Raw genomic sequence first — 23690 nt, 5'->3', positions numbered from 1 at the left:
AAGCCGTGTCATACCACGGCTTACCTGACCACAGAACGTCAACTACCCGCAATCAGGTGGCGCAGACTATATCACTGAAGCCCAACGCTAACAAATAGCATGACCACCTGCGGGTGGATTATCACCAGCTTGCGAGGTGCGTCACCGCTTTTTGCGCCGTGAGCCTCGCTTTTGCGTCGACGGTCAATACGTCATCCACACTTTGCGGTTCGCGTAGATCCATCGCCTCAAGCACAGACAGGTTCAGCGCAGCGATATCCGTAAAGCGGATCTGCTTTTCGAGGAAGGCGGCGACAGCGATTTCATTCGCCGCGTTAAGTGCGGTCGTCGCCGCTTGCCCCTGCTCGAAGGCCTCCATCGCCAGCTTCAGACACGGATAACGCTGATAATCAGGCGCGCTAAACGTCAGCGCACTCAGCTTGCAAAAATCGAGTGGCTTAACGCCTGAGCTTACGCGGTTTGGCCAGGCCATCGTATGGGCGATAGGCGTGCGCATATCAGGTTCACCTAATTGCGCCATCACGCTGCCATCACGATAACGCACCATGGAGTGGATCACCGACTGGGGATGAATCAACACTTCCATCTGCGCTGCCGAGGCGTTGAATAACCAGCGGGCTTCAATATATTCCAGACCTTTATTCATCATGGTGGCCGAATCAACGGAGATTTTACGCCCCATCGACCAGTTCGGGTGACGGCATGCCTGATCCGGGGTCATTGAGACCAGTTCAGACAGCGGCGTGTCACGGAACGGGCCACCAGACCCGGTAAGCAGGATAGAAGAGACGCCATTCTGCTCGAGATCAGCGTACCCCAGGTTCTCCTGAAAGGGTTGCGGTAAACTCTGAAAAATCGCGTTATGTTCGCTATCTACCGGCAAAAGGCGCGCGCCATTGCGCTTCACGGCGTCCATAAACAGGCGACCACAGGTCACCAGCGACTCTTTATTGGCCAGTAAAACGGATTTTCCGGCATCGATCGCGGCAAGCGTAGGCAGTAACCCCGCCGCGCCAACGATAGCGGCCATGACCTGGTCGACGTCATCCAGCGCGGCCATTTCACAGGCAGCCTCTGGCCCGCTCAGCACCTCGGTACGGCTGCCCTTCTCCGCCAGCAGCGCCTTAACCTGCCGGGCGCTCGCTTCATCATCCATCACCGCGTAGCGCGGGGTGAACTCCAGGCACTGTTCCACCATACGATGAACGTTTTTGCCTGCGACAAGGGCGGCCACCGCGTAGTGGTCTGGATTATGGCGAACAACATCGAGAGTGCTGCAACCGATTGAGCCGGTCGAGCCAAGGAGAGTTAATTGCTTCATGAGATGCCCGGAAAAGTGAACCAGAAAAGCAAAACGCCGCCAGCAAAGCCCAAAGACCTTCTGTACGGCGTTTTATCAGATTACGACAGAAATCAGAACTGCATCAGCTCTGCTTCTTTTTCTGCCAGCGCCGCGTCAATTTTCTTGATAGCGGCGTCGGTCAGTTTCTGAACGTCGTCCTGGGAACGGCGATCGTCGTCTTCGCTGATCTCTTTCTCTTTCAGCAGCGCCTTCACTTTATCGTTCGCGTCACGGCGAACGTTACGTACGGAGACACGGCCCTGCTCGGCTTCGCCACGCACCACTTTGATCAGGTCTTTACGACGCTCTTCGGTCAGCGGTGGCAGTGGAACGCGAATGTCGGTACCGGCTGAGCTTGGGTTCAGACCCAGATCGGAAGCCATGATCGCTTTCTCAACGGCCGGGCCCATAGAGCGGTCAAACACGTTGATTTTCAGCGTACGGGTATCTTCGACCGTCACGTTAGCCAGCTGACGCAGTGGCGTTGGCGTACCGTAGTACTCCACCACGATGCCGTCCAGCAGGCTTGGGGAAGCACGGCCTGTACGAATTTTGCTGATTTGGTTTTTGAACGCTTCGACGCATTTATCCATGCGTACTTCAGCATCTTTTCTGATGTCGTTAATCACGTTACGAATCCTTGAAAACTTGTCTCAGGCAGACTATCCGCCAGCACCACCGTTAATGATGTGCTAAGTATAGTCCCGTTTAATTCATGACAACGCCCGGGGCGTGTCCAGGTAAGAAACCCATAGAAAGTAGAGCGGAATCTTACCTGTATTTATCGTCGACGGAAATTATTCCGTGATCAAAGTGCCTTCTTTTTCGCCCATTACAACGCGACGCAGCGCGCCAGGCTTATTCATGTTGAAGACACGAATCGGCAATTTGTGGTCGCGAGCCAGCGTGAAGGCGGCAAGATCCATCACTTTCAGCTCTTTATCCAGTACTTCGCTATAGGTCAGCTGATCGTACATGGTGGCTGCAGGATCTTTTGCCGGATCGGCAGTAAACACGCCATCCACTTTAGTGGCTTTCAGCACCACATCGGCTTCGATTTCGATACCGCGCAGACAGGCTGCGGAATCGGTCGTAAAGAACGGGTTACCCGTACCGGCGGAGAGGATCACCACGCGGTTATTGCGCAGCAGGCTGATCGCTTCGGCCCAGCTGTAGTTATCACAGACGCCATTCAACGGAATAGCGGACATCAGGCGCGCATTCACATAGGCACGATGCAGGGCATCACGCATTGCCAGGCCATTCATGACCGTTGCCAACATACCCATGTGATCGCCCACAACGCGGTTCATGCCAGCTTTTGCCAGCCCTGCGCCACGGAAAAGGTTACCTCCGCCAATGACTACGCCAACCTGGATGCCCAGTTCAACCAGTTCTTTGATCTCCTGCGCCATGCGGTCAAGGATGCTTGCGTCAATACCGAAGCCTTCCGACCCCTGCAGCGCTTCGCCACTCAGCTTAAGCAGAATACGTTTGTAAACAGGTTTTGCATTGGTAGCCATATTTCTTTCCTGGGACTGTCAACGATTAAGATGAGGTTAATTCTGGCGACATGATATATCGCATCTCAACACAGACTCTATAGGCGTCTGGCTGAATTACACTGCCGTACACAAAAAGAAGCCGCCCTCAGGCGGCTTCTTTTCGCTGATTAAGACTGCTTGGACATTGCAGCAACTTCTGCTGCGAAGTCAGTCTCAACTTTCTCGATGCCTTCGCCCACTTCGAAGCGGATGAAGCCAGTTACGTCAGCGTTGTGCTCTTTCAGCAGCTGCGCAACAGATTTGCTTGGATCCATAACGAATGGCTGACCAGTCAGAGAAACTTCGCCGGTGAATTTCTTCATGCGGCCTTCAACCATTTTCTCTGCGATCTCTTTTGGCTTGCCAGACTGCATGGCGATGTCCAGCTGAACCTGGTACTCTTTTTCTACCACTTCAGCAGAGACGTCTTCTGGCTTAACGAATTCTGGCTTGCTTGCAGCAACGTGCATTGCCAGCTGTTTAACCAGCTCTTCGTCAGCGCCTTTAGCCGCAACCAGAACACCGATACGTGCACCGTGCTGGTAGCTGTTCAGTACGTCACCTTCGAGGATAGCAACACGGCGGATGTTGATGTTCTCACCGATTTTCGCTACCAGCGCAATGCGCTCTTCTTCGAACTGTGCTTTCAGGACTTCAACATCGGTCACTTTACCTGCAACAGCTGCGTCCAGTACTTTGTCAGCGAATGCCTGGAAACCACCATCTTTAGCAACGAAGTCAGTCTGGCAGTTAACTTCCAGAATCACGCCGAAGTTGCCTTCGATTTTGGTTTTGATCACGCCGTCAGCAGCAACGTTGCCTGCTTTCTTAGCCGCTTTGATCGCACCGGATTTACGCATGTTTTCGATAGCCAGCTCGATGTCGCCGTTAGCTTCAACCAGCGCTTTCTTACACTCCATCATGCCTGCGCTAGTACGTTCACGCAGCTCTTTTACCAGGGATGCGGTAATTTCAGCCATTCTAAAATCCTCGGGAGATGTGAACTGCCCGGCCTGCGGCCAAACAGTATAAATTGAAAAAAGGGGCCGGTAATGGGCCCCTATTCATACACGGTACTAATAAGGGGTAGAACCTTATTATTCAGCTTCTACGAAGCTTTCTTCCGCCTGAGAAGCCAGATCCTGGGAACGGCCTTCACGAACGGTAGTAGCTACAGCGCTCAGGTACAGGCTAACAGCACGGATTGCATCGTCGTTACCCGGGATAACGAAGTCAACACCGTCCGGATCGGAGTTGGTATCAACGATTGCGAATACTGGGATACCCAAGTTGTTAGCTTCTTTGATTGCGATGTGCTCGTGGTCAGCATCGATAACGAACAGTGCGTCCGGCAGGCCGCCCATGTCTTTGATACCGCCCAGGCTGTTTTCCAGCTTGTCCAGCTCACGAGTGCGCATCAGCGCTTCTTTTTTGGTCAGCTTTTCGAAAGTACCGTCCTGAGACTGGGTTTCCAGATCTTTCAGGCGCTTGATGGACTGACGAACGGTTTTCCAGTTAGTCAGCATACCGCCCAGCCAGCGATGGTTCACGAAGAACTGGTCGCAGCTGTTAGCAGCTTCTTTCACAGCTTCGCTTGCAGCGCGCTTAGTACCAACGAACAGAATCTTACCTTTACGGGAAGAGATCTTGTTCAGCTCAGCCAGGGCTTCGTTGAACATTGGTACAGTTTTCTCAAGGTTGATGATGTGAACTTTGTTACGTGCGCCGAAGATGAAAGGCTTCATTTTCGGGTTCCAGTAACGGGTCTGGTGACCGAAGTGAACACCAGCCTTGAGCATGTCGCGCATGGAAACAGTTGCCATGTTTTAAAACCTCTATTTAAAAGTTGGGGTTATGCCTCCACGTATCCCATATTACCGACCCCAAAGGGCACCCCGGAATATGTGCCGATACGTGTGTGTTGTTACACAAAGTGAGATTTGTCGCTCCCGTCCATCCTGTGTATCTGAAATGGATCGGAAGTCCGGCGCGCTTTATATCACAAATCGCTACCCGAAACCAACAATTGTTAGCGGTGTGTGCGGTAAAGGAATCTCAGTTTGGCAGCATGTGCGCCTGACTGTTACCATTGACAACACTTAGACTAGTATTGTCGAAAAAAACGACACTGATGGACAGATTACATGGCTATCTCTATTAAGACACCTGAAGAAATTGAAAAGATGCGCGTCGCCGGTCGTCTGGCCGCTGAAGTGCTGGAAATGATTGAGCCGTTCGTTAAGCCGGGCGTTAGCACGGGCGAACTGGATCGCATCTGTAACGACTATATCGTGAACGAACAGCACGCGGTCTCCGCCTGCCTCGGCTATCACGGCTTCCCGAAATCCGTCTGCATCTCTATTAATGAAGTGGTGTGCCACGGCATTCCGGATGACGAAAAACTGCTGAAAGATGGCGACATCGTTAACATCGACGTGACCGTCATTAAAGATGACTACCACGGTGACACCTCTAAGATGTTCATCGTCGGCAAACCCACCATTCTGGGTGAGCGCCTGTGCAAGGTGACCCAGGAGAGCCTTTATCTGGCGCTGAAGATGGTTAAGCCAGGCATTCGCCTGCGTACTCTCGGTGCGGCGATTCAGAAATTCGTTGAAGCCCAGGGTTTCTCTGTGGTGCGCGAATACTGCGGTCACGGTATTGGCCGTGTGTTCCACGAAGAGCCGCAGGTTCTGCACTATGATGCTGATGACGGCGGCGTGGTGCTGCAGGCGGGCATGACCTTCACCATCGAGCCGATGGTCAACTCCGGCGATTACCGCATCCGTACCATGAAGGATGGCTGGACGGTGAAAACCAAAGACCGGAGCTTGTCTGCCCAGTACGAGCATACTATTGTGGTGACAGACAACGGCTGCGAAATTCTGACGTTACGCAAGGATGACACCATCCCGGCGATACTCTCGCAAGACGCATGATAAGAAGCCGGCAAATGCCGGCTTTTTTAATGGCTATCGTTTTTTCTTATGGGTGGCGCGCAATGAGTAACCTTTTACCCGAACAGTATGCCAATACGGCACTCCCCACCCTTCCTGGTCAGCCGGATAACCCCGGCGTCTGGCCCACGGCCGAGCTGACCTGCGCCGGAATCAAAGCGCACATTGATACCTTCCAGCGCTGGCTGGGCGAAGCCTTTGACAGCGGGGTCTCCGCCGAAGCGCTGATTGAGGCGCGCACGGAGTTTATCGATCAGCTTCTGCAGCGTTTGTGGATTGATTACGGTTTTGGCCAGCTGGCCGACGTCGCGCTGGTGGCCGTCGGCGGCTATGGCCGTGGCGAGCTGCACCCGCTGTCGGATATCGATCTGCTGATCCTGAGCCGCAAAAAGCTGCCTGACGAGCAGGCGCAAAAAGTGGGCGAACTGTTGACCCTGCTGTGGGACGTCAAGCTGGAAGTCGGCCACAGTGTTCGTACCCTGGAAGAGTGTCTGCTGGAAGGATTATCCGATCTCACCGTCGCCACCAACCTGATTGAAACGCGGCTGCTGATTGGCGACGTGGCGCTGTTCCTGGAGCTGCAAAAGCACATATTCAGCGACGGCTTCTGGCCGTCAGAGAAGTTCTTTGCCGCTAAGGTCGATGAGCAGCAGGTGCGCCACCAGCGCTACCACGGCACCAGCTACAACCTGGAGCCGGACATCAAAAGCAGCCCGGGCGGCCTGCGCGATATCCACACCCTGCAGTGGGTGGCCCGTCGCCATTTCGGCGCCACTTCGCTCGATGAGATGGTCGGTTTTGGTTTTCTTACCGAAGCGGAACGTAACGAGCTGAATGAGTGCCTGCACCTGCTGTGGCGCATCCGTTTTGCCCTGCATCTCGAAGTGACCCGCTACGACAACCGCCTGCTGTTCGATCGTCAGTTAAGCGTCGCCCAACGCCTGCACTACAGCGGCGAAGGTAACGAGCCGGTCGAGCAGATGATGAAGGACTTCTTCCGCGTCACCCGCCGGGTCGGCGAGCTCAACCAGATGCTGCTGCAGCTGTTTGACGAGGCGATCCTCGCCCTGACCGCCGATGAAAAACCGCGTCCGATCGACGATGAGTTTCAGCTGCGGGGCACGCTGATCGATCTCCGTGACGAGACGCTGTTTATCCGCAAGCCGGAAGCGATCCTGCGGATGTTTTACGCCATGGTGCGTAACAGCACCATCACCGGGATCTACTCCACCACCCTGCGCCACCTGCGCCATGCCCGCCGCCATCTCACTCAGCCTTTGTGCTATATCCCCGAAGCGCGGTCGCTGTTTCTGAGCATGTTGCGTCATCCGGGCGCGGTAAGCCGCGGGCTGCTGCCGATGCACCGTCACAGTGTGCTCTGGGCCTATATGCCGCAGTGGTCGCATATCGTCGGCCAGATGCAGTTTGACCTGTTCCATGCCTACACCGTTGATGAACACACTATCCGCGTGATGCTGAAGCTGGAGAGCTTCGCCCAGGAGGAGGTGCGCAGCCGTCACCCACTCTGCGTTGAACTCTGGCCGCGCCTCACCAACCCGGAGCTGATCCTGATTGCCGCCCTGTTCCACGATATCGCCAAAGGGCGCGGCGGCGACCACTCGATCCTCGGTGCAGAAGATGTGCTGAAATTCGCCGAACTACACGGGCTCAATTCGCGCGAAACCCAGCTGGTGGCCTGGCTGGTTCGCCATCATCTGCTGATGTCGGTCACCGCCCAGCGGCGCGATATTCAGGATCCCGAGGTGATCAAACAGTTTGCCGAAGAGGTACAGACGGAAAACCGCCTGCGTTTCCTGGTCTGTCTAACGGTGGCCGATATCTGCGCCACCAACGAGACGCTGTGGAACAGCTGGAAGCAGAGTCTGCTGCGCGAGCTCTATTTCGCCACCGAGAAACAGCTGCGCCGCGGCATGCAGAGTACCCCGGACATGCGCGAACGCGTGCGCCATCACCAGATGCAGGCCCTGGCGCTGCTGCGGATGGAGAATATCAATGAAGAGGCGCTGCATCAGATTTGGGCCCGCTGTCGCGCCAACTACTTTGTGCGCCACAGCCCAAACCAGCTGGCCTGGCACGCTCGTCATCTGTTGCAGCACGATCTGACGAAACCGCTGATCCTGCTGAGCCCGCAGGCGACCCGCGGGGGAACAGAGATCTTCATCTGGAGCCCCGACCGCCCTTACCTGTTCGCCGCCGTCTGCGCCGAGCTCGACAGGCGTAATCTCAGCGTGCACGACGCGCAGATTTTCACCACCCGCGACGGCATGGCGATGGATACCTTTATTGTGCTGGAGCCGGACGGCAGTCCGCTGTCGGCGGATCGTCACGAGCCGATCCGCTTCGGGCTGGAGCAGGCGATCACCCAGCACAGCTGGCAGCCACCGCAGCCGCGTCGACAGCCGGCCAAACTGCGCCACTTTACCGTCGATACGGAGGTCAATTTCCTGCCGACGCATACCGACCGGAAATCGTTCCTCGAGCTGATCGCCCTCGACCAGCCGGGGCTGCTGGCCCGGGTCGGGCAGGTTTTTGCGGATCTGGGAATTTCGCTGCATGGCGCCAGAATTACAACCATTGGCGAGCGAGTAGAAGATTTATTTATAATCGCCACCGCCGACCGTCGTGGGCTTAATAATGCCCTGCAACAGGAAGTGCAACAACGGTTGACAGCAGCCCTCAATCCAAACGATAAAGGGTGATGTTTTTTTTTACCTGGAAAGAGTTGAACTATGCAGCAGTTACAGAACGTTATTGAGTCCGCTTTTGAGCGTCGCGCCGAAATTACTCCGGCAAATGTGGATACCGTGATCCGCGAGGCGGTTAATCAGGTTATTTCTCTGCTTGATTCCGGCGCGCTGCGTGTAGCCGAAAAGATCGACGGTCAGTGGGTCACTCACCAGTGGCTGAAGAAAGCGGTACTGCTCTCTTTCCGTATTAACGATAACCAGGTTATCGACGGTGCGGAAAGCCGCTACTTCGATAAAGTCCCGATGAAATTCGCCGATTACGACGAAGCGCGTTTCCAGAAAGAAGGCTTCCGCGTGGTGCCACCGGCAGCCGTTCGTCAGGGTGCATTCATTGCCCGCAACACCGTGTTGATGCCATCCTACGTGAACATCGGTGCTTACGTTGACGAAGGTACCATGGTAGATACCTGGGCGACCGTTGGCTCCTGTGCGCAGATCGGTAAAAACGTCCACCTCTCTGGCGGCGTGGGTATCGGTGGGGTTCTTGAGCCGCTGCAGGCTAACCCAACCATCATCGAAGACAACTGCTTCATCGGCGCACGCTCCGAAGTGGTTGAAGGCGTGATCGTAGAAGAAGGCTCCGTGATCTCCATGGGCGTCTACATCGGCCAGAGCACCCGTATTTACGATCGTGAAACCGGTGAAGTGCATTACGGTCGCGTTCCGGCGGGCTCCGTGGTGGTATCCGGCAACCTGCCTTCTAAAGATGGCAAATACAGCCTGTACTGTGCGGTGATCGTTAAAAAAGTCGATGCGAAAACCCGCGGCAAAGTTGGTATCAACGAACTACTGCGCACCATCGATTAATCGGGTATAACAAAAAGCGGGGGCGACCCCGCTTTTTTTATATCTGAGGGTGGCGAAAATAGATTTTTTCGTGAATTATTCATGGGTTATGTTGAGATCAAGGGTACCGCTATGTACGATAATCTGAAAAGTCTGGGCATTACTAATCCTGATGAAATTGACCGTTACAGCCTCCGTCAGGAAGCCAATAACGATATCCTGAAAATCTATTTTCACAAGGATAAGGGTGAGTTCTTCGCCAAAAGTGTAAAGTTCAAGTACCCGCGTCAGCGTAAAACTGTCGTTGCCGATGGCATCGGCCAGGGTTACAAAGAGGTGCAGGAGATCAGCCCAAATCTGCGCTATGTGATCGATGAACTGGATCAGATTTGCCAGCGCGATCGCACTGAAGTGGATCTGAAGCGTAAGATCCTGGATGACCTGCGTCATCTGGAAAGCGTGGTTGCCCACAAGATCACGGAAATCGAAGCGGATCTTGAGAAGCTGACCCGTAACAAATAAGCCGTTCCTGTGTGCCGGGTGGCGGCTTCGCCTTACCCGGCCTACTCCCGGGTTTTGCAGGCCCGGTAAGCGCAGCGCCACCGGGCAAAAATCACCGCTGCTCGTCCAACTGCAAGGCCACATACAGCAACAGACGGTCGTCAAAATTCCCCAGATCCAGCCCCGTTAACTCCGATATCCGGTTCAGGCGATACTCCAGCGTATTACGATGAATAAAGAGCGCCTTTGAGGTCGCCAGTGGCTGCACGTTATGACGGAACCACGCCTGTAAGGTGCGCCGCAGCAAGCCGTTGTTATCCATCGCTTTCAGACGCACCAGCGGACGCGCCAGTTCGTTGGCCTGCCAGCCGCCGCGCAGGCTGTCGAGCAGCACCGGCAACATCAAATCCTGGTAAAAATAGCTGCGGCTTTCCGGCATACGCTGCTTGCCGACCATCATCGTGGTTCGGGCCGTGCGCCAGGAGCGGGCGATGCTTCCCGGACCGGTAAAATAGTTACCTAATGCCACCCGGAAACGCAGCTGCCCGTTCTCTTTCATCCGCGCAATCAGCTGCTCCACGCGGCGACGATGATCTTCTGCATCCCAGCGGCCAAACTGGTTTAACGCCGGTTTGAGTACCACCATTTCGGTCAGGGAGACGATCGCCACCAGGTTATTGCGCTCCGGCGTCGCCAGTGCGTTCTGTAGCTGTTGCAGCTCCACCATCGCGCTATCGACGCCCAACTGCCCGCTGTCCACCTCAATTACCGCCACCACGCGGGGCTGGTTGAGGTCAATGCCCAGACGCTGCGCCCACTCGGTCAGCGCCGGGGTGTGCTCTTCCGCCTGAATCAGGTTCATGACCAGCTCTTCACGCAGGCGACTGTCCTGCGCCAGCAGGTGCATCAGGCGGGATTGCTCCAGCATCATCTCTGCCGTCATGCAGACCAGCTCGCCATATTTACGCAAGGATTCCGGCTCACCGGTAAGCCCGATAACCCCGACAATTTCGCCCTCAAGGCGCAGCGGCAGGTTGATCCCCTGCCGCACACCGTGCAGATGTCGCGCCACCGCGTCATCAATGTCCACCACGCGCCCCTGGGAGAGCACCAGCAGTGCGCCTTCGTGCAATTCCCCAATACGCTCGCGGTCGCCACTGCCGATGATCCGGCCACGTGCGTCCATCACGTTGATATTGGTGTCGATGATGCGCATTGTTCGCGCCACAATATCCTGCGCCATTTTGGTATCAAGATGCCAGCCAGCCATGTCGCCCTCCTCTGAGCAGAGCTCAAGCATAAGGAAGATTAATCAGTGCTGCATTGTGCAGATGCACAAACTCACAGGGAGAAGTATGGACTTGTGGAAGGGTTCACAGAACGGCAGTAAAAAGCCCCTGTTTCCGGGCGGAAACAGGGGCTGAACGGATTACTGCATCAGCAGATAGAGAGAGGTGTCGCCACGCTGGATATTCAGCGCCAGTACCGACGGTTTGCTGTCGAGGATTTTGCGCAGTTCAGCGATGTTCTTAACCGGCTGCTGGTTGGCACCGATAATCACATCCCCTTTCTTCAGGCCGATACGGGCCGCCGGGCTGTTGGCTTTAACGTTGTCCACCGACACGCCTTTATCCTGGCCTTTGTTGCTCATGTCCGCACCTTCGATGCCGCTGAAGATGGTGCCGGCATCCACCTGATTCTGGCTGCTCTGCTGCAGTTCCAGATTCACGTTAACCGGTTTACCTTCACGCAGCAGGCCCAGGGTCACTTTGCTGCCTACCGGCATGGAGCCCACTTCCGCACGCAGTGCCGCGAAGCTGCTTACCGGTTTACCGTTCAGGGTGGTGATCACGTCACCGGCCTTGATCCCCGCTTTCGCTGCGGAGGAGTTCGGCATGACCTGGCTGACAAACGCACCGCGCTGGGCATCAACCTTCATCGCTTTCGCCAGCTCGGAGTTCAGCTCGGTACCCAGAATACCCAGCTCACCGCGTTTAACCTGACCAAACTCAACCATTTGCGCCGTCAGGTTTTTCACCATGTTACTTGGGATAGCGAAGCCAATGCCGATGTTGCCGCCGTCCGGGGCGAGGATCGCGGTGTTAATCCCGATCAGCTCACCGTTCAGGTTGACCAGCGCGCCACCGGAGTTACCGCGGTTAATCGCCGCATCCGTCTGGATAAAGTTTTCATAGTTTTCTGCGTTCAGACCGCTACGGCCAAGGGCAGAAACGATACCGGAGGTGACCGTCTCACCCAGACCGAACGGGTTACCGATAGCCACGGTGTAATCCCCTACGCGCAGCGCGTCAGAGTCGGCGAGCTTAATCGCGGTCAGGTTTTTCGGATCCTGAATCTGAATCAGGGCGATATCAGAGCGAGGATCTTTCCCGACGATTTTGGCGTCGAGCTTACGCCCATCGCTCAGTTGAACCTTAATGCTGGTGGCGTTATCCACCACGTGGTTGTTGGTGACGACGTAGCCTTTGGCGGCATCGATGATGACACCAGAGCCCAGCGCCATAAACTTCTGCTGCTGGCCGCCGCCGTTACCGCCGCCATCGCCCTGGCAGAATGGAGAGCTCTGGAACGGGGAACCGTCCTGGCAGAACGGCGAGTTATCGCCGAAGAACTGCTGGAAGTTACGTGGCATGCGTGGCGTGTTGACGGTGGTGCTGCCCTCGACATTGATACTGACCACCGATGGCATCACTTTTTCCAGCATCGGCGCCAGGCTTGGCATCTGCTGTGCAGTGGCGGCCGACGATACGGTCTCCGCTGCGCTTGCAGACAGTGGAGACAACGCTAATCCTAAACTCAGAGCCAGTGCACTCATTGCTAAAGTGGTTTTTTTCATGTTTCTTAATCTCGATTTACAGGTCACGCACAATTGCTGTGTACATCAGATTCGTTTTGCTGGGCTTAGTTCCGGTATTAAGTTTCTGGAAAAAGTAAAAATTTATTGTTCGTCTTTACAAAACTCCTCGTTATTCCACCGCCATCAACTTGCGGTATTCATCCCATGCATATAAGTCCGTCATTCCGCTAATATAGTCCTGGATCAGCCGGCAGCGATAATAAAACTCCAGCACCGGCCAGTCCGCCTGCTGGCGATTTAATTTACCAATAGATTCCACATATGCCAGCCGATGGCGCGTCGAAAGTTTATGAAATAGCCGGGTCTCAATCGGAAAACGGCGTACCCGTTCCTTTTCAACCAGCTCACTAAAGTCGTCCACGGATAATTGCAGCAGCGGGCGATAGATCTCCAGCAGGCCGGTTATCACGCGATAGCCCTGTAATTCCAGCTGCTCGACATCCGGATGGCTGAACACGTGCCGCATCGCCACATTCTTATAGAGCTCAAGGAGTTGACTGAATCCACTGTCATCCTCAAGCAGCGCATGGTTAAATTCCCCGCGGTAGATCTGCTCAATATTGTCTATAAAACGCTCAGCCGCATAGGGCACCAGTTTATTAAGGGTATTGACGCGTAAATACATAAAGAACTGATCTTCGGTGCTGCGGCTGAGGGTGTTCGAACGTGACTTCTCCCAGGCGTTTTCGACAACCTGCGAAAACAATGAACCTTTTTCATGATTACCCCAGGCATCATAAAGATGCTGATAAAGCCCCTCGACGCTGAATATTCTTTTTTCGACAGCATCTTCCAGATCGGCAACGCAATAGGAGATATCGTCTGCCGCTTCCATAATCCAGGTTAATGGAAAACGGCCATACTGCGGAAGGGAGAGCTCCTGACGCAGCCGCTCTATATACGCCTCTTCAGAGAAATAATAGCCCGGCTTTTTCATCAAATAATTGTGCGTCTCAGGGGGATCGCCCTGCCACCAGGCGGGACGGGTATATTTCAGAATGCATCCCACCTGTGCCCAGGTAAGGTTCATGCGCATCAGGGAGTGCACCATCCGGATGCCCTGCGCATTTCCCTCAAAGTGACACAAATCCTGGCGCACCTTACGACGAAGCGCGTTCAGCGCCTCCTCGCCTTCACGCAGCCGCAGATCCTGCACCACACAGCGATCGTCGCTCAGCGGCTGGCTTGCGGCATCAGCAGGGTACAGACGCTGGCGGAACCAGTCATTGATCGCCGCTTCGCCAAAATGACCAAAGGGGGGATTACCGATATCGTGCATCAGGCACGCCATCTCAACGATGCTTTCGAACGGCCCCGTCAGCTCGTCCAGGCCGTAGGTTGCCAGCAGGCGCTGCTCTTTAAGGCGGCTCAGGATCTCTTTGGCGATGTAGCGCCCCACCTGCTGGACCTCCAGCGAGTGAGTGAGCCGGGTACGCACGGCGGCGTTGCGTTCGAGCGGGAAGACCTGCGTTTTTTGCTGTAACCGACGGATCGCCGGAGAGTTAATGATGCGCCCGCGGTCGCTTTCAAAGATGCGCAGGATCTCGTGTTCGCTCTTGTTCCCCTGCGGAGAGCGGTAGCGACGCTGCCAGTTAATCTTGGTGCGAAAATCGATTGGTGCCATGTGCTCCCCCGCGTGAGAATGCGTTTCCCCTTAACCGCATGATAGACTATGCATCTTAACAAGGCACATCGCGAGTAAATCTATGAAAATCGGTATTATTGGAGCAATGGAAGAAGAAGTTACGCTGCTGCGTGACAAAATTGAGAACCGTCAGACCCTCTCTCTGGGCGGTTGCGAAATTTACACTGGCACGCTGAACGGAACTGAAGTTGCTCTGCTGAAATCGGGTATCGGTAAAGTTTCCGCCGCGCTGGGCGCCACCCTGCTGCTGGAGCGCTGCAAGCCAGACGTGATCATCAACACCGGCTCTGCGGGCGGTCTTGCACCAACCCTGAAAGTGGGCGACATCGTGGTCTCTGACGAAGCGCGCTACCACGACGCCGATGTGACCGCCTTTGGTTACGAGTATGGCCAGCTTCCGGGCTGCCCGGCAGGCTTCAAGGCCGATGAAAAACTGGTTGCTGCTGCGGAAAATTGCATCGCAGAGCTGAACCTGAACGCCGTGCGCGGCCTGATTGTCAGCGGCGACGCCTTTATCAACGGCTCCGTTAACCTGGCAAAAATCCGCCACAACTTCCCGCAGGCGATCGCTGTGGAAATGGAAGCGACCGCCATCGCGCACGTTTGCCATAACTTCAGCGTGCCGTTCGTCGTGGTTCGCGCCATCTCCGACGTTGCCGATCAGCAGTCTCACCTGAGCTTCGACGAGTTCCTCGTGGTTGCTGCCAAACAGTCCAGCCTGATGGTTGAGACGCTGGTGCAGAAACTGGCGCGTGGCTAAGCCGCTCAAAAGGGCGCTGCTTGCGCTGCTTCTGCTGACACCGGCGTGGCTTCTGGCCGCGCCGCGTGTAATTACCCTCTCCCCTGCCAATACCGAACTGGCGTTTGCCGCCGGGATCACCCCCGTCGGGGTCAGCAGTTATTCCGACTATCCTCCCGAAGCCGCTAACATTGAACAGGTCGCCACCTGGCAAGGCATTAATGTCGAACGCATCGTCGCGCTGAAGCCCGATCTAGTGCTGGCCTGGCGCGGCGGCAATGCCGAGCGTCAGGTCAACCAGCTCACCTCGCTTGGCATAAAAGTGCAATGGATCGATGCCACCCGCATAGAGCAGATTGCCCAGGCCCTGCGCGATCTCGCCCGCTGGAGCCCCACTCCGGCGCAGGCGCAGCAAGCTGCGCAGCAGATGATGGCTGATTTTGCCGCCCTCAAGGCCACCTACGGCGCACTGCCGAAAAAGCGGGTATTCATTCAGTTCGGTCAACAGCCGCTCTTCACCACCAGCCAGGGCTCCCTGCAACATCAGGTTGTTGAGCTGTGTGGCGGGGAAAATATCTTCGCGGCCAGCCGGGTTCCCTGGCCCCAGGTGAGCCGTGAGCAGGTACTGGCGCGCCAGCCTCAGGCGATCGTGGTAGGTGGTTCGGCGGGCGATATTCCTAAAATAGAACAGTACTGGCAAGGTCAGCTAAAAATACCCGTGATTCCGCTGAACAGTGACTGGTTTGAGCGTGCGAGCCCGCGTATTATCCTCGCCGCAAAACAACTCTGCTCTGCGCTGTCGCAGAGTCACTAATTTCTCGAGGATTACGATGCTCGTTTACTGGCTGGATATTCTTGGCACAGCCGTTTTTGCGATTTCCGGCGTTCTGCTGGCCGGTAAGTTACGTATGGATCCGTTTGGCGTGCTGGTATTAGGTGTGGTCACGGCCGTCGGCGGCGGAACGATCCGCGACATGGCGCTGGATCATGGCCCGGTATTCTGGGTCAAGGATCCCACCGACCTGGTGGTGGCCATGGTCACCTGCCTGTTAACCATCATTCTCGTCCGCCAGCCGCGTCGCCTGCCGAAATGGCTGCTGCCGGTGCTGGATGCAGTTGGCCTCGCGGTGTTTGTCGGCATTGGCGTAAACAAAGCCTTTATGGCTGGCACCGGCCCGATGGTGGCTATCTGTATGGGGGTGGTGACCGGCGTGGGCGGTGGGATTATCCGCGATATTCTGGCGCGCGAAGTGCCGATGATCCTGCGAACGGAAATCTACGCTACGGCCTGTATTCTGGGCGGGATCGTTCACGCCACGGCCTGGTATACCTTTCATGTTCCGCTGGAACAGGCGGCGATGCTGGGGATGGTGGTGACGCTGGCAATCAGACTGGCGGCAATCCGCTGGCATCTGAAGCTGCCAACCTTTGCGCTGGATGATAATGGAAGATAGCGAGTAGGCCCGGTAAGCGAAGCGCCACCGGGCATTACCGTCAGATGCTGAACGAAGAACCACACCCGCAGGTGCTGGTCGCGTTCGGGTTGGTTACCACAAAGCGTGAACCTTCCAGACCTTCGGTGTAGTCAACAGAGCCACCGACCAGATACTGCAGGCTCATCGGGTCAACAACCAGCGCGACGCCCTGCTTCTCAATGGTCATGTCGCCATCGTTAACCTGATCGTCAAAGGTGAATCCATACTGGAAGCCGCTGCAGCCGCCGCCGGTAATGTACACACGCAATTTCAGCTCCGGGTTGTCTTCATCGGAAATCAGGTCTTTTACTTTTTTGGCTGCTGCTTCGGTAAACTGCAACGGCAGCGCTACGTCATCACTCATCTTATGCTCCCATGAATACTGCTAGTGGGTAAAAATCACCCAATTCTTGTTGTCATTATCTAATACCCTGGTAATTCATTCAAGTATTCTGCTTCGCCAGGGTACGGGCAAGAATGGTGGAGTATAGCGGTTGTCCGCCGAGGAACTGGGCTAATAGTGTGGCCCCCAGGCAGGTAATGATCATTGGCAAAATGAGCTGGTAATTGTCGGTCATCTCCAGCACCAGCACAATGCCGGTCAGCGGCGCGCGCAACGAAGCCGCCAGCAGCGCCCCCATTCCGGCGATGGCAAAGGTACCGGCCTCAAGATGATACGCCGGGAAGCCTGCGGCGGCGGCCATGCCAAAGGCCGTACCCAGCAACGTCCCCAACGCCAGCATCGGGGCAAAAATGCCGCCAGGGGCGCCGGAAGAGAAGCAGAGTACGGTGGTGATGACCCGCGAGATAAACATAAACAGCAGCAGGCCAATGCTGAAGTTACCCGCAGCCGCAATGGGGATCAGCCCAAAGCCACCCCCAGCCGCGTTGGGTTCGATAAAGCCCAGCACGCCGCACACGCCCCCCAGCAGGCCACCCACCAGCACCCATCGGGTTGTATTGCCGCCGTGGATCCGCTGGAACATATCCTGAGCACGAATAATAAGGGCATTAAACAGCGGGCCAACAATGCCAAAAATCATGCCGAGGATCAGATAGAGCCAGAGCGTATTGACCGGGGTGTTGGTCAACTTACCGACCTCAATGGCCGCCCCTTCGCCATTGAAAAGCCGAAAAACAATGCTCGACATAATCACGCCGGTAAAGACCGCTTTAATCGAGATCAGGTTATAGCGAAACTGAGCGCGCATCTCTTCGATGATAAAGAGTATTCCCGCCAGCGGGGCATTAAACGCAGCGGAAAGCCCCGCGGCGGCACCGGTTGCCAGCAACGTATGGCGTGCTTCAGCACTGCGCATCCTGAACAGATCGCTGACCATACGGCCAACATTACCGCCCAGCTGTACGGTCGGCCCTTCCCGCCCGAGCACCATCCCCGCTCCAAGCGTCCCCATTCCGCCGATAAACTTAACAGGCACTACACGCCACCAGCGGACCGGACGCAGCTCTTCGAGCGCCCCTTCTATCTCAGGGATCCCCGAGCCGCCCGCTTCCGGGGCGAATTTACGCACCAGAAAATAACCGACCATCGCAAGCAGGGCAGATAAGCCGAACGCCAGGATCCAGACTACCCCTTCACGATCGGCATAACCCGCAACGGTGCCAATGCGCCAGTTCAGTACGCCATTGACGGCCCTTTCGAACGCGACGCCCACCAGCCCTGCCAGCGTGCCGACAACGGCTGCGCCCAGCAAAATTGCCAGCGGCGTCTTGTCACGGTTGAGCAGCCGACGAATGCTGATACGGTATTGCGCGCGCGCAAATTGTTGTTCTTCAAATGAGGGGGAGTCTGATTTCATTGCCTGTTAATTTTCGTCATACAAATCGCCGCAGGGATTTTACCAGAGACCGTCCAGCCGTCTTCTGAAAATTGCTTAACAATTGTTAATGCATTACCAGGGTAAAAATTTCATAACCTTCCACGAATCACTTAGAATAGTGCGCTTAACCATTTTATACGAGCCAGGAATCACGCCATGAGTAAGTCTGAAACGCTTTACAGCGCTGCCCGCGAGCTAATCCCTGGCGGTGTTAACTCCCCGGTCCGTGCCTTTACCGGCGTGGGCGGTACACCGCTGTTTATTGAACGTGCCGATGGCGCCTATCTGTATGATGTGGATGGCAAAGCCTATATCGACTATGTCGGCTCATGGGGCCCGATGGTACTGGGGCATAACCACCCGGCTATCCGTAACGCGGTCATCGAAGCGGCGGAGCGCGGTTTAAGTTTTGGCGCACCGACCGAGATGGAAGTCAAAATGGCGGAGCTGGTGACTGAACTGGTCCCGACCATGGATATGGTGCGCATGGTGAACTCCGGTACCGAAGCGACCATGAGCGCCATCCGTCTGGCCCGTGGCTTTACCGGCCGTGACAAAATCATCAAATTTGAAGGTTGCTACCACGGTCATGCCGACTGCCTGCTGGTGAAAGCCGGTTCCGGCGCGCTGACTCTCGGCCAGCCGAACTCGCCGGGCGTGCCGGCGGATTTCGCGAAGCATACCCTGACCTGCACCTATAACGACCTCGATTCGGTGCGTGCCGCCTTTGAGCAGTATCCGCAGGAGATCGCCTGCATCATCGTTGAGCCGGTGGCGGGCAACATGAACTGCATTCCACCGCAGCCGGGCTTCCTGCAGGGCCTGCGTGCGCTGTGCGATGAGTTCGGCGCGCTGCTGATTATCGACGAAGTGATGACCGGCTTCCGCGTGGCGCTGGCGGGCGCCCAGTCTTATTACGACGTGGTGCCGGATCTCACCTGTCTGGGCAAAATCATCGGCGGCGGCATGCCGGTGGGCGCCTTTGGTGGCCGCAAAGAGGTGATGGATGCGCTGGCTCCAACCGGTCCGGTCTACCAGGCGGGCACCCTCTCCGGGAACCCAATTGCCATGGCCGCTGGTTTCGCCTGCCTGACCGAAGTGGCCCAGCCGGGGATCCACACCACCCTGACCGATCGCACCACCCAACTGGCAAACGGTCTGCTGGAAGCGGCGGAGGATGCGGGTATTCCGCTGGTGGTAAACCACGTCGGCGGCATGTTCGGGATCTTCTTCACCACGGCTAAAACCGTCACCTGTTATCAGGATGTGGTGCAGTGCGATGTTGAGCGCTTCAAGCGCTTCTTCCATCTGATGCTGGACGAGGGCGTTTACCTGGCGCCGTCGGCGTTTGAGGCGGGCTTTATGTCAGTTGCGCACAGCGAAGAGGATATCAACAAAACCATCGAGGCGGCGCGCCGGGTGTTTGCGAAGCTTTGATGATGTTGTTTGCCGGGTGGCGCTAACGCTTACCCGGCCTGCAAAACCCTCGAACCGTAGGCCGGGTAAGGCGAAGCCGCCACCCGGCATTTTTTTACCGGCTCTGCTTGCGCAGCAGATAGATAAAGTACGGCGCACCGATAAAGGTGGAGAGCAGCCCCGCCGGGATCTGATACGGGAACAGCACCATCCGGCCGCACCAGTCGGCGAACACCAACACTATCCCTCCGATTAACGCCGACATCACAATGTGCGGCATCGTCCGGCGGAAGCCCATCATCCGCGCGATGTGCGGCGCCATCAGCCCGATAAAACTCAGCGGGCCAATCGTCAGGGTCGCCGTCGCCGTCAGCGCCGCCGCCAGCAGCAGCAGGCCGATTCGCGAGCGGTTCAACGCCATGCCCACCGAACGGGCCGTGTCGCCCCCCAGCGGCAGCACCGTCAGCCAGCGACGGCAGAGCGGCACCAGCGCCAGCAGGAGGATCATTGCTATCCCGGTGCTCATGACCTGTTCGGTCGTCGCATTATAGGTTGAGCCGGAAATCCAGGTCAGGATCTGCGCCATACGCGGATCGCCGCTGGCCTGCAGCATCATCAGCAGCATGGTGAAGGCGGTACTCAGCGCCATCCCCGCCAGCAGCATCCGGTGCGGCGAGAAGCCGCCGCGTCCGGCGGAGACCAGGATAATCAGCAGCGTCGCTGCGGCACCAAGGCTACCCGCAGGCATCAGCCAGCCGAAGGCATTACCCGGCACAAAGAAGAGCATCAGCACCACGCCGAACGCCGCACCGGAGCTGATCCCCAACACTTCCGGGCTCGCCATCGGGTTACCGGTGAGACGCTGAATAATGCAGCCCGCCACCGCCAGCATCACCCCCGCCATCAGGGCGGCAAAAATACGCGGCGCGCGCCACGGCAACAGTTCGTCAAGCATCGCTCCGCTCGCCCAGTGCCATCCCTGCGCATCCCGGCCAAACGCCATCGCCGCTATCACCGCCAGCAGCAGTACCGCGCCGCCTGCCAGGGCAAACCACACCACGTGGTGGCGCTCGGCCTGCACTTTATCGCCCGCGTTCATTGCCGGGGCACTCATGCTGCGCAGACGCGGCAGCAGCCACAGCAGCAGCGGCGCGCCGATCAGGGCGGTTACAGAACCGGTGGAGACCTCCATCCACACCCGGGTCAGCCAGAGGATCACCTGGTCAGAGAGCCAGAGGATCAGCGCCCCAATCAGCGGGGCCAGTATCAGTCGGGAGAGCAAGCGCCGCGCCCCCAGCATTTTGGCCAGCAGCGGCGCGAACAGGCCGATAAAGCCGATGATGCCCACGGCATTCACCAGCAGAGCACTGATAACAATCGCCAGCGTCAGCGCTGCCAGACGCGCCAGCGAGAGCGCCAGCCCGAGGTTACGCGCCACGCCATCATCCAGCCCCATCAGGGTGAGCGGGCGCAGCAGCAGCAGAGTCAGCACCACGCCGCCGAGCAGCTGTGGCCAGAGGCGCTGGACGATGCTCCAGTCGGTTTGCGTCAGCGTCCCGGTACTCCACAGGAACATGCTTTGCAGCTGGTCATGATGGAAAATCACCAGCAGCTGGTTGATCGCGCCACAGTAGAGGCTCACCACCAGGCCTGCCAGGATCAGGGTGACCGGCGAGAGGCGTTTGCCCCAGGCCACGCCAAAGACAATCGCCCCGACGACGCAAGCGCCCACCAGCGCGGCGAACTGCGCCGCCAGTACGCCCGGTAGCGCCCACAGGGTGATAATAGTCATCCCCAACTGTGCGCCAGTCGCCACCCCCAGAGTGGTTGGCTCGGCGAGCGGGTTACGCAGCACCTGCTGGAACAGTACGCCCACCAGCCCGAGCCCTGCCCCCACCAGCAGCGAGATCGCCAGCCGCGGCAGCAGGCTGTAGTGGAACAGCATCTGTTGAATATTGTCGATATCCGGGGCGGCCAGCGCGCTGCCCCACTGGCTGCGCGGCAGCGCAATGCTCAGGTTCCACCAGGTTAAGCCCAGCGCAACGGCCAGCAGCAGCGCCATAAAGAGCGCCGGGAAAAGGGCAATCCGTGACCTCATGCCTGGCCTCCCAGGGCGCTATCCAGCACGCGGGCAAAGTGCATCGCCGACAGCGTTGCGCCGTAGAACCACACCGCGGGAACGCGCTTCACGCGCTGCTGGCGGACAAACGGCATCGCCTGCCATAGCGGCGTCGCCATTAAGGCCTGCATTTCCCGTTCATTGCCGTGATCGAAGCAGAGCACATCCACATCCTTAAACGCCGCCAGACGGTCGATCCCGACGGCGGTACTGCCCCAGAAGGTCATCTCCCCTTCCCAGGCGTTTTTAATCCCATAGCGATCCAGCACTTCCTGGAACAGGCAGTTATTGCCAAACACCAGCATATGGCGGGCATCGAGCAGCGTCACCATCAGCAGCGGGCGATCGCCGCGACCGGCGAAGCGCGGTTTGAAACTGTCAATCACGCTGTCGAAATGGTCGAGATGCTGGCGGGCCGCACTCTCCAGATTCAGGAGCTGCGCCATCTCGGTTAACGATTTCCGGGCATTGGTCAGCGGCTTTTTCCCGTCGCTGAAGGCAAAACCCCGCCCCGGCGCAATGCGCGCCAGCTTCTCTTCTGACGGGCCATACCCGGCCGACCAGACCAGGTACGAGGGTTTCATCTGGGTGAGTAATTCGAGGTTGGGCTCGGTACGCAGGCCGATGTCGATAACCGACGCCGGCAGCCGCGGCTCGTTCACCCACAGGGTGTAGTTGGGAATATCGGCCACGCCGTAAGGGGTCACGCCAAGCGCCAGCAGCAGCTCAACGGGGAGCCACTCCAGGGCCACAATGCGCTGCGGATCGATAGCGGCAGCCTGCGCCATGTTCATTTTCCACAGCAGCGGCGAGAGGGCCATGGCCGTCAGCAGGCGGCGACGGCTAATCATAAAATCAGGCATCAGTAGACAAAGCTCACCGGTGCCGCTCCCGCAGGATGCGGCAGAATACCCATAGGAATGCCGTAAATGTTTTCCAGCGTCTCGCTGCGCATCAGCTCGGCAGGCGTGCCCTGGGCGATCATCTCCCCGCCGCGCAGCGCCACCAGGTAATCGCAGTAACGCGCCGCCATGTTGATGTCGTGCAGCACCGCAATCACCGTCAGCCCGCGCTGCTGGCTTAAGCGATGCACCAGCGCCAGCACATCCACCTGATGGGCGATATCGAGGGCCGATGTCGGCTCATCCAGCAGTAAACAACGGCTATCCTGGGCCACCAGCATGGCGATCCAGGCGCGCTGGCGCTCGCCGCCGGAGAGGCTATCCACCAGACGATGGGCCAACGGTTTTAACCCCACCAGCGCAATCGCCTCTTCCACTTTCTCGCGGTCGGCCACGCCAAAACGCCCCAGCGCGCCATGCCACGGATAACGCCCGATCGCCACCAGTTCGCGGACGGTCATACCCTCCGCCTGCGGCAGTTGCTGCGGCAGATAGGCCACCTTGCGGGCAAAGGCTTTGCTGTTCCAGCTCTCCAGTGGCTGTCCATCCAGCAGGATATCGCCCTCAGACGGCGGCTGATGGCGGCCAAGCATTTTCAGTAAGGTGGATTTGCCGGAGCCGTTATGGCCGATAAGGCCGGTCACCTGGCCTGCGGGGAAGGTCAGCGAAAGGGGATGCAGCAGCGTACGTCCGGGAACGCGAAAGGAGACGCCATCGAGCGCAAAAGTGGTATCGGATTGCGGGTTGTTTTCCTGCATGTCAGCCAACTTAAGTAAA

At 57.2% G+C, this 23690-nt stretch carries 21 protein-coding genes; 8 read left to right on the top strand and 13 right to left on the bottom strand.

Translation table 11 applies throughout. The features are described 5' to 3' along the window. Window positions 1-121: 121 nt before the first annotated feature. From ispC to rpsB, 5 genes are all read right to left on the bottom strand, one after another. A complete protein-coding gene (gene ispC / locus C3406_RS16960; protein ID WP_103178335.1) occupies window positions 122-1321 on the bottom strand; it encodes a 1-deoxy-D-xylulose-5-phosphate reductoisomerase in 1200 nt (399 codons plus the stop codon). 92 nt (window positions 1322-1413) lie between these two features. Then, window positions 1414-1971, bottom strand: coding sequence for a ribosome recycling factor (frr, locus tag C3406_RS16955; protein ID WP_103178334.1), 558 nt, complete (start codon window positions 1969-1971; stop codon window positions 1414-1416). 168 nt (window positions 1972-2139) lie between these two features. Further along, window positions 2140-2865: a UMP kinase gene (gene pyrH, locus C3406_RS16950; protein ID WP_032616613.1), complete on the bottom strand. Its 726-nt coding sequence runs from the start codon at window positions 2863-2865 to the stop codon at window positions 2140-2142. A gap of 149 nt (window positions 2866-3014) precedes the next feature. Further along, a complete protein-coding gene (tsf, locus tag C3406_RS16945) occupies window positions 3015-3866 on the bottom strand; it encodes a translation elongation factor Ts (RefSeq protein ID WP_103823298.1) in 852 nt (283 codons plus the stop codon). 117 nt (window positions 3867-3983) lie between these two features. Further along, a complete protein-coding gene (gene rpsB, locus C3406_RS16940) occupies window positions 3984-4709 on the bottom strand; it encodes a 30S ribosomal protein S2 (protein ID WP_103178332.1) in 726 nt (241 codons plus the stop codon). 321 nt (window positions 4710-5030) lie between these two features. On the opposite strand from rpsB, the gene map reads away from it, so the two are divergent. The 4 genes from map to C3406_RS16920 all read left to right on the top strand — a co-directional run bounded on the left by map (window position 5031) and on the right by C3406_RS16920 (window position 9919). After that, entirely contained in the window at window positions 5031-5825 is a 795-nt protein-coding gene (gene map / locus C3406_RS16935) for a type I methionyl aminopeptidase (protein WP_103178331.1), read from the top strand. 62 nt (window positions 5826-5887) lie between these two features. After that, a complete protein-coding gene (gene glnD, locus C3406_RS16930; protein WP_103823325.1) occupies window positions 5888-8563 on the top strand; it encodes a bifunctional uridylyltransferase/uridylyl-removing protein GlnD in 2676 nt (891 codons plus the stop codon). Window positions 8564-8593: 30 nt separating this feature from the next. After that, window positions 8594-9418: a 2,3,4,5-tetrahydropyridine-2,6-dicarboxylate N-succinyltransferase gene (gene dapD / locus C3406_RS16925; protein WP_103823297.1), complete on the top strand. Its 825-nt coding sequence runs from the start codon at window positions 8594-8596 to the stop codon at window positions 9416-9418. A gap of 111 nt (window positions 9419-9529) precedes the next feature. Continuing rightward, the gene (locus tag C3406_RS16920; RefSeq protein WP_032616607.1) at window positions 9530-9919 is read left to right on the top strand and encodes a DUF3461 family protein; all 390 of its coding nucleotides are present in this window, start codon (window positions 9530-9532) and stop codon (window positions 9917-9919) included. 91 nt (window positions 9920-10010) lie between these two features. Here C3406_RS16920 and cdaR read toward each other — a convergent pair whose 3' ends face one another. The 3 genes from cdaR to dgt form a co-directional block, all read right to left on the bottom strand. Continuing rightward, a complete protein-coding gene (gene cdaR / locus C3406_RS16915) occupies window positions 10011-11168 on the bottom strand; it encodes a DNA-binding transcriptional regulator CdaR (protein WP_103178330.1) in 1158 nt (385 codons plus the stop codon). A 159-nt stretch (window positions 11169-11327) separates the two neighbouring features. Further along, window positions 11328-12755: a serine endoprotease DegP gene (degP, locus tag C3406_RS16910; protein ID WP_103178329.1), complete on the bottom strand. Its 1428-nt coding sequence runs from the start codon at window positions 12753-12755 to the stop codon at window positions 11328-11330. Window positions 12756-12885: 130 nt separating this feature from the next. Further along, the gene (gene dgt, locus C3406_RS16905) at window positions 12886-14400 is read right to left on the bottom strand and encodes a dGTPase (protein ID WP_103823296.1); all 1515 of its coding nucleotides are present in this window, start codon (window positions 14398-14400) and stop codon (window positions 12886-12888) included. Between the two features lie 82 nt (window positions 14401-14482). On the opposite strand from dgt, the gene mtnN reads away from it, so the two are divergent. The 3 genes from mtnN to C3406_RS16890 are packed head-to-tail and all read left to right on the top strand — an operon-like array spanning window position 14483 to window position 16614. Continuing rightward, window positions 14483-15181, top strand: coding sequence for a 5'-methylthioadenosine/S-adenosylhomocysteine nucleosidase (mtnN, locus tag C3406_RS16900; RefSeq protein WP_103823295.1), 699 nt, complete (start codon window positions 14483-14485; stop codon window positions 15179-15181). Next, on the top strand, window positions 15174-15974 hold the full coding sequence (gene btuF / locus C3406_RS16895) for a vitamin B12 ABC transporter substrate-binding protein BtuF (protein ID WP_103823294.1): 801 nt from the start codon (window positions 15174-15176) through the stop codon (window positions 15972-15974). Before mtnN ends, btuF begins: the two co-directional genes overlap by 8 nt. 16 nt (window positions 15975-15990) lie before the next feature. Continuing rightward, complete coding sequence (locus C3406_RS16890) at window positions 15991-16614, top strand: TRIC cation channel family protein (protein ID WP_103823293.1); 624 nt, start codon at window positions 15991-15993, stop codon at window positions 16612-16614. A 40-nt stretch (window positions 16615-16654) separates the two neighbouring features. Here the strand turns inward: C3406_RS16890 and erpA are convergent, their stop codons facing one another. Further along, on the bottom strand, window positions 16655-16999 hold the full coding sequence (gene erpA / locus C3406_RS16885) for an iron-sulfur cluster insertion protein ErpA (RefSeq protein ID WP_039030319.1): 345 nt from the start codon (window positions 16997-16999) through the stop codon (window positions 16655-16657). Window positions 17000-17078: 79 nt separating this feature from the next. Then, window positions 17079-18455 (bottom strand): H(+)/Cl(-) exchange transporter ClcA, encoded by a 1377-nt coding sequence (gene clcA / locus C3406_RS16880; RefSeq protein WP_103823292.1) that lies wholly within the window; start codon window positions 18453-18455, stop codon window positions 17079-17081. A gap of 177 nt (window positions 18456-18632) precedes the next feature. Between clcA and hemL the strand changes: the two genes are divergently transcribed. Next, window positions 18633-19913, top strand: a complete 1281-nt coding sequence (gene hemL / locus C3406_RS16875) for a glutamate-1-semialdehyde 2,1-aminomutase (RefSeq protein ID WP_103823291.1) — start codon at window positions 18633-18635, stop codon at window positions 19911-19913. 94 nt (window positions 19914-20007) lie between these two features. Here hemL and fhuB read toward each other — a convergent pair whose 3' ends face one another. From fhuB to fhuC, 3 genes are read right to left on the bottom strand one after another with little or no spacing between them, the layout of a single operon-like run. Further along, window positions 20008-21990, bottom strand: coding sequence for a Fe(3+)-hydroxamate ABC transporter permease FhuB (fhuB, locus tag C3406_RS16870; protein WP_103823290.1), 1983 nt, complete (start codon window positions 21988-21990; stop codon window positions 20008-20010). Further along, window positions 21987-22862, bottom strand: coding sequence for a Fe(3+)-hydroxamate ABC transporter substrate-binding protein FhuD (gene fhuD, locus C3406_RS16865; RefSeq protein ID WP_476629940.1), 876 nt, complete (start codon window positions 22860-22862; stop codon window positions 21987-21989). The genes fhuB and fhuD overlap by 4 nt, the downstream gene beginning before the upstream one ends. An 11-nt stretch (window positions 22863-22873) precedes the next feature. Next, complete coding sequence (gene fhuC / locus C3406_RS16860) at window positions 22874-23671, bottom strand: Fe3+-hydroxamate ABC transporter ATP-binding protein FhuC (RefSeq protein ID WP_103823288.1); 798 nt, start codon at window positions 23669-23671, stop codon at window positions 22874-22876. Between the last annotated feature and the right edge of the window lie 19 nt (window positions 23672-23690).

It is taken from the genome of Leclercia sp. LSNIH8 (assembly GCF_002920195.1).
Classification (GTDB): domain Bacteria; phylum Pseudomonadota; class Gammaproteobacteria; order Enterobacterales; family Enterobacteriaceae; genus Enterobacter.
The sequence above is the reverse complement of the archived record's forward strand: the minus strand, read 5'-3'. Positions and strand labels throughout refer to the sequence as shown.